Genomic DNA, 13,340 nt, shown 5'->3' with positions numbered 1-13,340 from the left:
CAAAAGGGCTCTAACCCTGCCATAGAACTAATGGTCGAGCGTTGACCTAAATCAACAGGAAGCGACTGTGCCATCGGGATTTGTACAGCGTCTGGCGGAGCGCTTCAGTACCATCAGGTTGAACAGTTTGTGCAAAGGACTTCGGTTCATTCACAAAAGAACAATCAGATAGCCCGGTTTAGGCTCAAAGCAGTTCTTTGCTGCAGCGCCGCGACGTGATCGCCAGAACGACCGCTGTGCGGACAAACCCGGCCTACTCGTACTTGAAGCGAACGACCGCTATTCAGAAAAGGTCGCGCCCACCGGGCCTGGCAGGCGCGACTTTTCCGATCAAGCAAGATAGGTGCGGAACCAGGCGACCATTCGCTGCTCTGCAAGCATCGCTGCTGCCTCGTCATAGCGCGGTGTCGTGTCATTGTGGAAGCCATGGTTCACGCCCGGGTATATGTGCGTTTCATAGATCTTGTCGTTTGCCTCCATGGCCCTCTGAAACGGCGGCCACATGGCATTGATGCGCTGATCGAGCGCCGCGAGCTGGACCATAAGCGGTGCCTCAATGCCCGGGACCTGTTCCGCATCCGGGAATGAACCGTAGAACGGAACGCCTGCCGCCATCTCAGGATAGGCAGCGGCCAGCCTGCTGACGACCCCACCACCATAGCAGAAGCCTGTCGCGCCAACCTTGCCATTCGTCCCCTCGAGTGCCTGAAGGTATTCAAAGCCGGCAAAGAAGTCATTGAGCAGTTGGCCTTGATCGAGGGTGCGCTGCATTTCGCGACCTTCATCATCAGTACCCGGGTAACCCCCGAGCGAGGACAGTCCGTCAGGCCCCATGGCAATGAAACCGGCCTTGCCGAGACGACGCACCACGTCGCGGATGTACGGATTGAGACCTCGGTTTTCATGAACCACAAGGACCGCCGCAGGCGGATTGTCGGGATCGATCTCGGATGGACGGACAAGATAGGCCGTGATGTTGCCGGTGCCGTTCGGACTGGAATAGACGATGTCTTCGCCGGCGATGTCTGGATCGTCCTCGGCAACCTGTTGGGCCAGCGCATAGTTCGGTGAGAGGGTGCTGAGGATCGCAACAGCGGTCAGACCGCCGACCGCCCATTTTCCGGCGCGGTCGAGGAACTCTCGTTTCGAGATTTTTCCGTGAGCGTAGTAGTCGTAGAGATCGAGAAGATCCTGATCAAAATCTGCTGCGGTCAATCGACGGGCTGGTGTCTGGTCGGTCATTTTGTGTTCTCCCTGATGCCTCAAAAGATAGTGGCAAACCTTGCGGCGACCAGATTCTTTTCTGGGTGTTTCAGGCTTACGGTTGATGTACAAGTACCCATGTTCGCCGCAAAGCGAAGCTGACATCCGAGCAAGCTGCGGCATCGGTCACTCTGGGCTCGAAGCAGTCGTTTGCTGCACTTTGCGCGAGTGTCTGTTATTACGTCTTACCGGTCGTTCTGTCATACTCGAACCTGAGGCTTTAAAGCGCCAGATCCTATGTTCAGTGTGGTATATTTAGTGGTATGGGAATCATGGCTAATTATTTTTTTAAAATTTAACAAATAATTACGAAAAATATATAGTTGCTCCTCGGTCCGCCACTTGGTAAGTCCAACATCATGTAAAATAAGGCAAAACTGGGACTTTGAGTTCTTCTGCTCCACATTTTGCCCAACATATGGTGTATCTCCGACGTCTTTTCTTTTTCGTTTCTGAACTCGAACTACCCGTGCGCTGTCCTGCCAGTGTCAGGTTCTCAAACACCATATTAGAAAGGAAACGAGATGGTGAAAGAATCTCCCAAAGACATCTGCGACGACATTCTTGGCCTCGCAATGGAAGCGAACGCGCTAGCGATCTGTTTGGACAACATGCTCCATCACGCTGTGGGCGGTATCGGTGACTTAAGCTTGGAAACCCGAAACTCCTTGGATGGTACTGCTAAAGCTCTTCGAAGATCAACGGACGGCGTTGCCGAAGGCATAGAACAAATCGACTTAGCGACTGATTGGAGGCAAACAGATACCCTACCAGAGAGATGCGCTATCGGGTGCGCCTGACAGGCGATACCACAGAAGCCTAAGAACCGACTGCGCGGTCCGCTCCGGTGACCTAATCTTATTGCATTAAAAAGATCGAACTGAGGCTTGGGATCGAACGTACCACCAATCGAATTGGGTTGGTCAAATTAGCTCGGACGTCAGCAGTGCGGACAAACCTGATGGGGTGGATGGCTCCTGCTTCAACCGGCGTCGCAATGCGCCATAGTGCAGGTGTCAAAGTCTGGTTATGAGAGGAGCCACCCCATGCAAGTCACCACAATTGGCGTTGATCTGGCCCAGAACGTTTTCCAAGTCCATGGGATCACCTCTCCGGAAGACGTGGTGTTCAACAAGCCGCTAAGGAGGGCGCAGTTTCTGCCGTTCTTTGCGAAGTTGGAGCCCTGTCTAATCGGCATGGAATCCTGCAGCAGCGCACATCATTGGGCCCGCGAAGTCACGGATCTGGGCCATGAGGTTCGGTTGATTCGTCCGATGTATGTGAAGCCCTACGTCAAACGCGGAAAGCCAGATGCCATTGATGCCGAGGCGATTTACGAGGCCGTGACCCGATCAACCATGCGTTTCGTGTCGATTAAGACCGTCGAACAACAGTCTCTTCTGTCGCTGCATCGGGCGCGCGATCTTTTGGTCCGTCAAAGGACGCAGTTGATAAAACGGCCTGCGTGGCTTGGTTGCTGAGTTCGGTATTTACATCCCAAGAGGGCTGGCGCGCGTCATTGGTTTTGCAGAAAATATCACTCTTGGCGAAGTGCTCGACTTGCCAGACATCGCCAACGATGTGATCCGTAACCTGTCCGAATAACTCATGGCTCTGCATAGGCGGGTCCAATGGTACGAGGAACGTCTGAAGCAAGTGGGCAAAGAAGATGAACGGGTGCGCTTGTTGCGCACGATCCCGGGCGTGGGTGCCGTAACGGCGTCTGCGATCATCGCCAGCATCGGCGATGGGCACTAGTTCAGAGACGGCAGGGAGTTTGCTGCCTGGCTGGGTCTGACCCCTGAAAACAAACCCAGCGGCGGCAAGGAGAAGCTGGGGCGGATCACCAAGATGAGTGATCAATATTTGCGCTTTCCGCTTGTCGTCGGCATGACATCACTCGTTCGACAAACACGGTCTCACCCCGAACGTGCCAGCAAGTGGCTGACATCACTGCTCGAACGCAAGACCGCGCGGGTTGCAACTGTCGCTATGGCCAATAAGACCGCCCGGATCGTCTGGGCGGTGCTCACCCGAAACGAACCTTACAACCCACGCGCCGTTGTCTAAAACGAAAGGAACATCGAGTTAGCAAGACCCGCGAGATGATGGTGCCTAAGTCTACCGCCAAAACCAGGACACTCCGCCGAATGGCGCGGGCATGACAGCCCGCAAAGCTGATAGGAGCTTGGTTTGCGGAACCCATCAGGGCCAGCGGTCAAACCCGCGCAAACAGGCCGGACACATGACTGCTTCTGACAAGTGCACAAATCAGATCAAAAATGTCTTGCTATGCAGGAGCCATCCACAAACGCCGTTCGCTCCTTCGTGGCACGATTAGTCGAAGTGAACGAACACTGTGCGGGCTGAACGGTCATTGGTAAGTGCGACCATTTCATGAATGCCGTCACTTCTGGGCACCTCTCGTATTTCCACTGACCTAGAACCTTGTAGTCTCGCGGGCAGTGCCAAATCTGGGTTGAGAAGAAGTGTGCGTCGCCTTTCTGACTTCTGGCACCGGCATCAATTGCCTCAGTCCGCAGGCTCCAAAGAGAGCGGCACCAAACATTTCAAACGTTTCCTCAAGCAGTGTCACGTAACGGCCGTTGTCCATTTCGTGAAACCACATAAAGGCTGAAACCATCTCTAGTCCAAGTGCAGCGCCAAAATAGACGAGTGCACCAAGGACTAGATATCGCCTTGGCGCAGCATCCATGCCGTACACCACAAAACGAAATCCAAGCAGCACGAGTATCGCAACAACCGCGAAACCGTAGTAGACCCACTCCCACGCGAACAACCCGCTCCCTTCAATACCCTTTGTTAGGTATGTACCAACTGGCTCATGTACCTGAGCAGCATCGTCGAACGCCGCGAGAAGAACCACAACCGCAAGACCAAGCCAATGCCAGCGCCACGGATCCCTATCGGAAAATGCCTGCGCGGCCGCCAAAGCAATGAAGCCGCTGGATACAATAAGGAGCAAAAAATTAATGAATGTTGGCACGTTTGATTCTTCACCAACCCAAAACACCTCGAAGGCAAGTCGCCCGATTTCACTTTCGGTGGTATTCGATAAAACAAGAGAAAAGCCAGCCAGCGCCGATGTAGGAATAATAACTGCGGCTGCCAAAAAAAGGTATTGGAAAGGAGTTGGTAAATTCGGCACTCTAGACTTTGCTCTCCTAGTTTCAAAACGGACTATTAGCTTAGAGGCAGTTTTTTGAAGGTAAATTGCATTGCCGAAATTACATGATTTGTAAGAAGCTTTTGGCTATTTGATCGCATCAATTCAGTTTACAACAGTCTTATTGTTTCCGAAAAATTACTAAAAAACTTGGGGTCAGGAGTCATAGACAGTAGATGACTGTTGCTGAGAGGAAGATCTTGGAGCAGCGGTCATAGCGGATGGCCACGCGCCTCCAACCCTTAAGCCTGCCAAACAATATCTCTATGCTGTTTCGACGTATGTATTTGCGCTCGTCGTATTTGACCGACGTCTTGCGCTGCTTTCGGCCTTCGCTGAATGGAAACATTTAGCAGCTTCGTTTATGGCAGCTTGGGACTCAAAGCGGATAATTGAAGTTCAACAATAGGGGGCATCCGTGGCCAGAAGCTTCGAGCATACCAACCCGAGGTCCCGCAAGCCGGATGAGTTCAAGGGCACGTGGAAGGGGCGGAATTACCGCCGTGGTGTATTCAGGACCTTGGCTGTGAACTTGCTGATCTTCTGCGCGATCTTTGGCTGTGCGATCTATGTTGTTCACGTCAAGGATGAGGCGAGGCAGAATCCCAGAGTTTGGACTCTGGGTTCACAATAAGGGGCAACGTCCGCCATGCGGGACATACCAGTAACTCGCTTTCACCGCTGAAATAACCGCATCCAGCCAAGCCGGACATTCGATACCAAGCTTCACAAACTCCGCAGTACACAACGGCACCGCCAGTTGCAGCAGTTGTTTCGACGGTCGTAACCGACCCCTTTAAGCCGTTGCCTGTTTTGTTTAAATTCGCACCGCGAGTTCTGCAAGCTGGTACCAATAGAGCAACCTCTTTTAAGCACTCGTTTTTTGTTTTAGCACATTTGTTTGTTTCGGAACTTGGTCGGTGTCATTCCGGTCTGACCTCGGAAGAAGCGAGTGAAATGGGACTTGTCAGAATAACCGAGCAACAGACCAATCTCCGCAATTGTCATCTGGTCTTCTATGAGGTGCTCTTTGGCGACATCGACACGCAGCCGTTTGATTTCGCGGGGTAGCGTTGTGCCTTGTTGCTGAAGTGCTTTGAGAAACCGTTCAGGTTGTATTCCCAACAAACCGGCCACTACCTCCGGCCCCAAATCGGTTTCATCCAGTTTGTCGCGTAAGACAGATCGCAAGGCCGCCACCACGGTTACGTCTTGATCTCGTCGCGGTGAGGTTATGTGTTTGGCAGAGCCCTCAGAAACAAGGCGCAAAAACAACCATTCCACTGGAAAACTAATTTGCATTCCGGGATCAGTCCCAAGGCCAACCTCGATCCCTTTGTAGTCGATAGGCAGGCCATTGATATATCTGCTTTCCCATCGCACACGAGAAGCATCCCATGAATCTCCGACGACGGTTTGTAATAGGCGTACGTAGATTGCGGCACCAAAACCGGTCACCTGAATGGGTGGGACAGTTGGTTCCTGTTGCCTCTTGATACGATAAGTCGCTTTGTCCGCTTCGATAACAAGGCTGTGCCGCACAGAATTGGACTCCTGCGGTACAAGCCCAACGAAGCGCGTAAAAAACTCGAACAGCGTTTTTGTAGACTGCAGGGCTTGAGCGAACGGTGGCCATTCTTGCAGGTCAAACGTCTCTCCGACATTCAGTCCAAGGTATCGATCCCCCGACAAGTCCGAGAAGGCATTTAACAGGCCGTAGACCAACTCCGAATGGACGTAGACCGATGGGTCGGACAGCAGTTCGGCTTTTAAACCGACCTGATCCAAGGCGGGTTGAGGATTGATGTCCCGGTCAGTGAGATGCCGCAGAAACGGAGCAGCCAATGAGAGGCGAACAAAGCCCTCGCTATGTTCTTGGGAGGTGGCGTTGAATGGCATTCTCGTCACCCTTTCAGGATCAAATGCTGTGCTCAGTGGCCATTTTTGTGGTCACATTCGAACATCCTAATGCGAAACTGGCAACCGAGGCAAAACTTTCCGGGCTACAGTTGGCAAAACATGAATATGAAGGGAGTACTTATGTCCGGTCTACGAATGTCGCTTTGCTCGACGGCTATTGTCGCTGCAGGTCTTTCTTTGTCAACGTCCGCGCAGGCTCAGGATCAAGAAGAACCCCTAACGCTGTTTACCAACGTGCATGTTTTCGATGGCGTGAATGAACAGCGTATCGAGAATGCAAGCGTATTGGTCGAGGGCAACCTGATTAAGGCCGTATCAACCGATGCGATCGATGCCCCCAATGCCACGGTTATTGACGGAGAGGGGCGGACACTGACCCCCGGGTTTATCGAACTGCACGCCCACCTGATGCTGATGGGACCGACCTTGCCCGCGATGGAGGCCAACACAACGTGGGAAGACTTTGCCATACACGGTGCGCGGATGGCCGAGATGTATTTGATGCAGGGCTTCACCACAGTCAGGGATGCGGGTGGGGCCAATGGCGGGTTGCGCCGCGCAATTGACGCAGGACAAATTGACGGCCCGCGTTACTTTCCGTCCGGTGCATTTATCGGAACGCGCGGCGGTCATGCTGACTTCGCGAATTTCACCGCTCCACCGGATTCAGAGACCAACATGAGCCGTCTGAACATGGCGCAGGAAGTTAGCGGGGTGGACGACGTTTACAGGTTTGCACGCAACAACTTCCGCATGGGCGCGACACAGTTGAAATTCATGCAATCCGGGGGCGTGGTTTCAGCCTTTGATCCATGGCAACTACTGGCCGGATCGCCCGAGGAAATCAGGGCCGCAGTGCAAGTCGCCAATGAGTATGGCAGCTATGTCATGGCGCATTCGTACCGCAAGGAAGCGATCCTGAGTGCGCTTGATGCAGGCGTCATGTCCATCGAGCACGGCTTTTCGTTTGACTGTGAAATTGCCCAGGTCATGAACGAAAAAGGCGCATACATTACCACCAACCTGACGGCCTTCGATCCCGGGCTGCTCGATATTCCGGCAGTGGCAAACGTCCCGTCGAGCCTTGCCAAAGCCAAGTCTGCATCGGCAACATTTGCAGGCTACATCGACAATATGAAGGAATGTCCGGTGAAGCGAGGGTTCCAGACTGACTGTGTTGGTTCGGTTGAGGCCTGCAATATCCAGATTGCCTACGAAAAGCACCTGAACAACGAGTTTTTCGGGCCCTACACATCCATGGTCACGCTGACATCGACGGGTGGCGAGGTGGTCGCTTTGTCAGGTGACTTCATGAACCCGTATACCGCTGGGAAACTGGGTGTGATTGAAGAAGGCGCCTATGCGGATATCCTGCTGATCGACGGTAACCCGCTCGAGGATTTCTCGGTCGTTGGTACGGGCGATCAGTGGTTCGGTGCCGACCCGAGGCCCGAAAGCCCCGAGACGATCCGACTGATCATGAAGGACGGTGTGATCTACAAAAACACACTGGATTGACCAGATAAAGCAGCCGGAGAGCATTCATGCGAAATTGGTTTTGCTCCGCAGTATTCGCAGGGTTGGTTTTGTGCGGTCATGTTGCCACGGCCACGCCTGGAACCGCGATGGACTGGGCAGACCTGCCAGATCCGTCTGCGCAGGTCTTTGATGACCCCTATCGTGATCTCAGCCCTGAACAGTTCGACGATGTGCTTTTCGTTGTGCGTATACGCGGCAGGTTGCAGCAGGAGGTTGGCAGCGCCGAAGAACGGCAGAAATGGCAAGCGCTTTTAGCCGAGACTGAGGATGCCTTGGCAGCTGATGGAATTGATGTCGACTGGCTACTCGATCAGCGCGAGGTCGTAACGGAACGTCGAAGAAAGGCTGGAACGAACGGAAATCCGGAATTTGACGGACAAACAATTACACTGGCGGGCTTTGCCATACCTGCTCCGAGTGATCCGGACGGTCGACCTGTGGCTTATCTGGTGCCAGAAAGAGGGATGTGCAGTCACATGCCCCCACCTCCGCCCAACCAGATGATCCGTGTGCGGTTGAACGGGGACTGGACGCCCAGCTATTTCCATGAACCCGTTCGGCTGACGGGCATGCTGACTATCGACCCTTCTATTCAAAATATGATGGTTGTGGATGGCCTGATGCCTATGAATGCGACCTTCCAGTTGGAAACGGAACGTGTCGAAACGCTCGAAACCGAAGCAGACAGGCTGGAATGGAAGCAGCGCGCCGCTGATCGCATCCGGGCGGCAGGCAACCGCAAGACCAGCGGGGCAAAGGCGTCTGAATGATAAGACTTCTGGTTGCTACACTGAGTATTGCTGTCACTGGCACGGCCTCGGCTCAGGGACTATCCGGTCCATCTTCGGTCGAAGCTGATCTAGAGCCCGGAGATGGCCTGACCGATCCGCAATATCGTTCCGATTTTCCACGCAATATCGCTCCGGGTTGGTTCGGGTGGAAAGACCGGCTGGCTGAGGGTGGGTTTCGGTTCAACATTGATTACTTGGCATTGGGCCAAACCACGAATGCTGATTTAGGAGCCGGTAAAGCCGCAAGTGGAATCGCTCGTTTCTACGGCAGTTGGCAGGCAACTGAACGGGGTTCTCTGACATTCAAGATCGAAGACAGGCACAGTTACACCGATGTTGCTCCGCAATTCCTTGGGCTGGATGGCGGAGCCCTTTCGATCACAGGGACAGCCTTCAACGATAATGGTTTGTTATTGACCAACCTGTTCTGGACCCAAAGGGCCGAGAACGGTTCGTGGACGCTGCAAGTCGGACAGATTGATGTAACGGATTTCGTGGATATCTACGGGTTGGTAAGCCCCTACAGTGGTTTCCAAAACCTGTCATTCAATACCAACCCGACAATTAACGCGCCCAACCAAGGACTTGGCATTGCCGGTGGAATAAAGCTGAGCGAGAACCTCTACGCCGTTGCGAGCGTCTCAGACGCAAACGCCGACCCGTCTGATCCAAATTTCGATGTGTTTAGCGATGGCAATCTCTTCAAATCACTCGAACTTGGTTACACCTCCGGCTTTGATCGCATCTACTTCGACAATATCCATTTGACCTTTTGGCATGCGGATGCCGCTGACGATGGTAGCCGAGCAGAGGACTACGGTGCTGCTTTTTCTGCTGCATGGTTTGTTGACAATAAGTGGATGCCGTTTTTCCGCGCAGGGGCTTCAAAGGGGACCGCAGCGCTTTATGAGCGGTCGGTTTCTGCCGGTCTGGGCTATTATGGTCGCAACACCGATCTGGCCGGTGTGGGCCTGAACTGGGCCGAGGCAAGAGGCATAGACGGCGATCAATTCACGCTCGAGGCATTCTACCGTTTTTCGATCTCACCTGGGCTGCAGATCACGCCGTCACTGCAGTTCATTTCTGACCCGCTTCTGAACCCTGATCAGGACCAAATTACCTTGTTCGGCCTAAGAACACGGATCGTTTTCTAATATGGGGTAATCGCACTCGGAAAAAGGGTTGCGTCAATAGGTGAATGAGGTAGGAGACAGGACTTTGCAAAGTCCGCTTTATCTGCGCCTTGCCGTCATTGGGACATAGCGCAGTATACGTCAAACTGGGCTCGCTGCGGACCCTAGCCGCAGCGTTGATGAATGGCAGCTTTCTTTACTGGGTCAGAATTGCTTGATGTTTGGGTCAGAATTGAATGACGCGATTTACCGATTTGTTGAGGTTTTGGAAGTCGATTGTGTCAGAAATCAGTGACATTTCACTCATAATGCTGAACGTCACACGAACCTGACCCAACCGTCATAGTTGGACCAGAAACTAGGTGAACGTTCGACATCAGATGGCACGCCCGATGTTGGATATCAGTTGAATTTGACCTTTGCGTCATCAACTAACACGCCGCCCCTATTTCATACTCCCGCAGGCAGTTTGGTTTGATCTGACTTCCCTTTCGGAAGATCAGAGCTGATTTGTAGGTCAGGAAGCGAAGCTGCCTGTTCCTGCTAAGCTGCCACAAGGCGAACGCGGGAGTGGGCGAGGCAACGCTATTCGACAGGGGTGGTGCGGCCCGCAGGCAAATCCGAGGACACGGCCCTGTCTAAAAGAGTTGCCCGAGGGGGAGAGCAACGTCCTCACCCTGACGGCCAGGGGCGTTTGGCTTGTCCAAGTCCCGCTGGCCCACGAAAGGAAAGCGGCAGGGACAATGCCCTCCACCATTGGCGATTTCTACATTCTGTCATAGCGCAAAAGTGACAGTCCGGCCCATTCCTGCCATTCGACCCTGTTCACCGTCGCTGCGATGTGGCTCGTTAGAAGAAACATTCGCTGCTCCCGCGAGATAGTTGCGTGACCTGAGGTCGGGAGAGCGGACGAAGCGGACGTTTACACAAAGGATTGTTTATCTTTCTGACGCTGGCTTAGACCGAGCAGGTCACTCGGCTTTTATGATTGGAAGGACAGTAACACGCATACCGGGACGTAGTATGAAGTTTGGGTTGGACAGTTCCGCCCAGACTGTCAGGTTGCCGGTTGAATAATCCACCCGTGACGAAACATTGTCCGGTTTGGTTGCTTTCGAATACATCCAAGTTTCTGATATCTTCACCCGAAGCGTCACATTCTCGAGTAATTCCTTTGGCGAGCTCAGGTCGTCGATAGCCAATTGTTCTATGCGCTCCACATATGGAATATCGTAAGACAACCGTACCGGGTCCATTTGATCTATCCTGGCAAGGGGCGCACGGCCTTTTTCCACATAAGCCCCGGGATTAACTTCAGACCGGCTGATAATTCCACGGATTGGCGAGCGAATAAGTGTGTTTTCAAGGTCGGATTCTGCTGCCGTCAATTCGGCTTTGGCTTGCTCCAATAGCGCATCGCCCAGAGCAAGCGCTACCTCGGCTTTGAGCAATTGAACTTCTGTGGCCGAACCGCGCTCCTTCAGTTTGCGGATTCGATCCAGGTCCTGGCGGGCCGAGGTCAGAGTGGCCTCTGCTCGAACAGTGTTGAGTCTCTGAGTCTTTACTAAAAGTTCAAAAGGCCCCGCGTCGATGGAATACAATAAATCCCCTGCGTCGACGAACTGACCAGGTTTGAAATGAACAGCAGCGATAACCCCCTCAATGAGGTTTGATACGTCGTGGCTGTTTAACGCTTCGATACGCCCAGAAAATTCTGCTTGTTTCTCGGGTTGGCTATCGGCCACTGCCGTTTTGGGTGCCAGCCCGGATATCAAAAGCCCACCTAGAGTGAGGCCAACACAAAGGTAGAATGCGGCGCAATGTGTCGATATTCGATCAGACCTCCTGTCGTCCATAACATACCTTTCGATCATTCAGGGTTGATGCTTAGAACCTCTGCCCAATAAAAATATAAACATACTCCTCTTGATCGTTATTTGTTGTGAAATCTAATGAAAAATCGAGAGGGTATTGTTTCGACACGCGGTACCTGACACCGGCGCCAACCGCAATTCGATCACCGTTGTCTAACAAATCCGCGAAGCTTGATGCAGTATAGCCAAGGCCTCCAAATGCGACCACACCAAATCGCTTTCCAAGCCGCTGACGGTACTCGAGTTGAGCTGACAAAAGACGTGTGTCGAGATACTGCAATGGGTCAAATCCGCGAAAGCTATCTGAAAAGCCTATTGAACACTTGTCAAAAAAGGGTGTGTCGGAAGACGCAGCGCAAGCTGATACCCGACCTGCAAACATCCCGGTCTCACTGATTGATCGATAGAAATCGAAGTTGGCACTGCCAAAACCATACTGACGGTCTCCAGCGCCTAAAGTTTCTCCGACATTCGCTGAAACACTGAAACGTTTGCCGTCCGTCGGGTAGGTTTTGTCATTCCTTTCGTCCCATAAAATTCGAAGTTCAATTGTTGCAACCTCTAGATTCAGATCCGGAACAAGATCTCCTGGAATGGGCGTGTTGCTGGAAGCAAGACTGATGCTTGAATCAAGATATCGGAGTCCTGCTCCAATGGAGAAATTGTTAGACAGTTTGTAGTCCGAACCTGCATTGAACAACGTCCCGTCCTGATCAATCGAAATTGGCTGAGAGCCAAAGAAAAGATCATAGCTGAGTTGCGCTTCAGCCAATGCAAAGTCGAAACTCCAACCATTTTGGAAACTTACATCCGCGCCAATGCCGTAAGCTTGGCTACCATTACTAGATGCCATGGCACCAAGCGCAAAGAAAGAAGGATCGGCGTCCGGTGCGGTGACAAAAAGATATCCCACACCTAACGTCAAGCCGGTTCCAATCACCGGATTAGAAAATGGAACTGGCGCAACGATAGTTGAACCGTTCCGAATACCAAACTTTTGTTCTTCAACTGCCACGTCAACAGATTTTCGGGTTTTGTTTATTATGTTCGGGTTCGCATTCGCCGTCCCAATGCTCAACATGGTAGATACCAGCAGACTAAAGACTGTTGGTGCCAGGAAACTAATATTAAGCAGATTTCGCATTGCGTTTCAGTGCTTCCAAACTACCATTTCCGAAAAAAGTCGGTGAACTTTTATTGTCAAGTTTCAAGGATCAAACACTGTCGATCCTGAATAGGTGCAATCCTTGGGTAGAACATCTGACAAACTCATAACTTCCGCCCGCGACGCAAAATCAAGTTGTTCCCGAATGCCTCTTAGTTGTACTGTTGCTGAATACTAGCGAGTATCTGGACGCCGGGCACAACGTAAGCTTAGTGGCCGCATGATCCGGCAAACTTGATTCAGCTCAAAGTCCGATTGATATCCCAGCATAGACTAACCGATATCTTTCAGCCTTAGTGGATTGCCCCGCTTGATACTCGTCCGGATGCGCGGTCCACAACTGGCCCGTTCTCTGTAGCGGTCGGCGGTTACACCGAATAAGTCGTTTTCGTCGATCAGGTCTCTGATCACTCCCGCGATTGCGGTCCGAATTTCAGACATTGAACAGCCCTTTCATTTACCTTGGTT

9 protein-coding genes and 2 pseudogenes are annotated in these 13,340 nt (G+C 52.4%); 5 read left to right on the top strand and 6 right to left on the bottom strand.

Annotated features, from left to right (window positions below; all coding sequences use genetic code 11):
* Positions 1–330 precede the first annotated feature (330 nt).
* The gene (gene yghX / locus LCM21_RS16875; RefSeq protein WP_224891650.1) at positions 331–1,242 is read right to left on the bottom strand and encodes a YghX family hydrolase; all 912 of its coding nucleotides are present in this window, start codon (positions 1,240–1,242) and stop codon (positions 331–333) included.
* A 1,067-nt stretch (positions 1,243–2,309) separates the two neighbouring features.
* Here yghX and LCM21_RS16870 point away from each other — a divergent pair.
* Positions 2,310–3,333 (top strand): annotated as a pseudogene (locus tag LCM21_RS16870) (IS110 family RNA-guided transposase).
* A 370-nt stretch (positions 3,334–3,703) separates the two neighbouring features.
* On the opposite strand, the gene LCM21_RS16865 reads toward LCM21_RS16870, so the two are convergent.
* Together LCM21_RS16865 and LCM21_RS16860 are read right to left on the bottom strand one after the other, a co-directional pair.
* Entirely contained in the window at positions 3,704–4,432 is a 729-nt protein-coding gene (locus LCM21_RS16865; RefSeq protein ID WP_224891649.1) for a hypothetical protein, read from the bottom strand.
* 181 nt (positions 4,433–4,613) lie between these two features.
* A pseudogene (locus LCM21_RS16860) lies at positions 4,614–4,781 on the bottom strand (IS5/IS1182 family transposase); the annotation flags it as partial.
* A gap of 87 nt (positions 4,782–4,868) precedes the next feature.
* On the opposite strand from LCM21_RS16860, the gene LCM21_RS16855 reads away from it, so the two are divergent.
* Positions 4,869–5,084, top strand: a complete 216-nt coding sequence (locus tag LCM21_RS16855) for a hypothetical protein (protein WP_224891648.1) — start codon at positions 4,869–4,871, stop codon at positions 5,082–5,084.
* Positions 5,085–5,338: 254 nt separating this feature from the next.
* On the opposite strand, the gene LCM21_RS16850 is transcribed toward LCM21_RS16855, so the two are convergent.
* The gene (locus LCM21_RS16850) at positions 5,339–6,349 is read right to left on the bottom strand and encodes an AraC family transcriptional regulator (protein WP_224891647.1); all 1,011 of its coding nucleotides are present in this window, start codon (positions 6,347–6,349) and stop codon (positions 5,339–5,341) included.
* A 141-nt stretch (positions 6,350–6,490) separates the two neighbouring features.
* On the opposite strand from LCM21_RS16850, the gene LCM21_RS16845 reads away from it, so the two are divergent.
* From LCM21_RS16845 to LCM21_RS16835, 3 genes are read left to right on the top strand one after another with little or no spacing between them, the layout of a single operon-like run.
* Positions 6,491–7,888 carry an amidohydrolase family protein gene (locus LCM21_RS16845; protein ID WP_224891646.1) on the top strand — a complete coding sequence of 466 codons (1,398 nt, stop codon included), beginning with the start codon at positions 6,491–6,493 and terminating at the stop codon, positions 7,886–7,888.
* 26 nt (positions 7,889–7,914) lie between these two features.
* Positions 7,915–8,679, top strand: coding sequence for a DUF3299 domain-containing protein (locus LCM21_RS16840; protein ID WP_224891645.1), 765 nt, complete (start codon positions 7,915–7,917; stop codon positions 8,677–8,679).
* On the top strand, positions 8,676–9,854 hold the full coding sequence (locus tag LCM21_RS16835; RefSeq protein WP_224891644.1) for a carbohydrate porin: 1,179 nt from the start codon (positions 8,676–8,678) through the stop codon (positions 9,852–9,854). Before LCM21_RS16840 ends, LCM21_RS16835 begins: the two co-directional genes overlap by 4 nt.
* Positions 9,855–10,804: 950 nt before the next feature.
* Here LCM21_RS16835 and LCM21_RS16830 read toward each other — a convergent pair.
* Both LCM21_RS16830 and LCM21_RS16825 read right to left on the bottom strand, forming a co-directional pair.
* Positions 10,805–11,707, bottom strand: coding sequence for an efflux RND transporter periplasmic adaptor subunit (locus LCM21_RS16830; RefSeq protein WP_224891643.1), 903 nt, complete (start codon positions 11,705–11,707; stop codon positions 10,805–10,807).
* A gap of 13 nt (positions 11,708–11,720) precedes the next feature.
* Complete coding sequence (locus LCM21_RS16825; protein ID WP_224891642.1) at positions 11,721–12,851, bottom strand: BamA/TamA family outer membrane protein; 1,131 nt, start codon at positions 12,849–12,851, stop codon at positions 11,721–11,723.
* Positions 12,852–13,340: the final 489 nt, after the last annotated feature.

Origin of the sequence: Ruegeria profundi, from assembly GCF_020171505.1 — a bacterium.
Classification (GTDB): domain Bacteria; phylum Pseudomonadota; class Alphaproteobacteria; order Rhodobacterales; family Rhodobacteraceae; genus Ruegeria; species Ruegeria profundi.
Note: the sequence above shows the minus strand (reverse complement) of the source record. Positions and strands in the feature narration are given on the sequence as shown.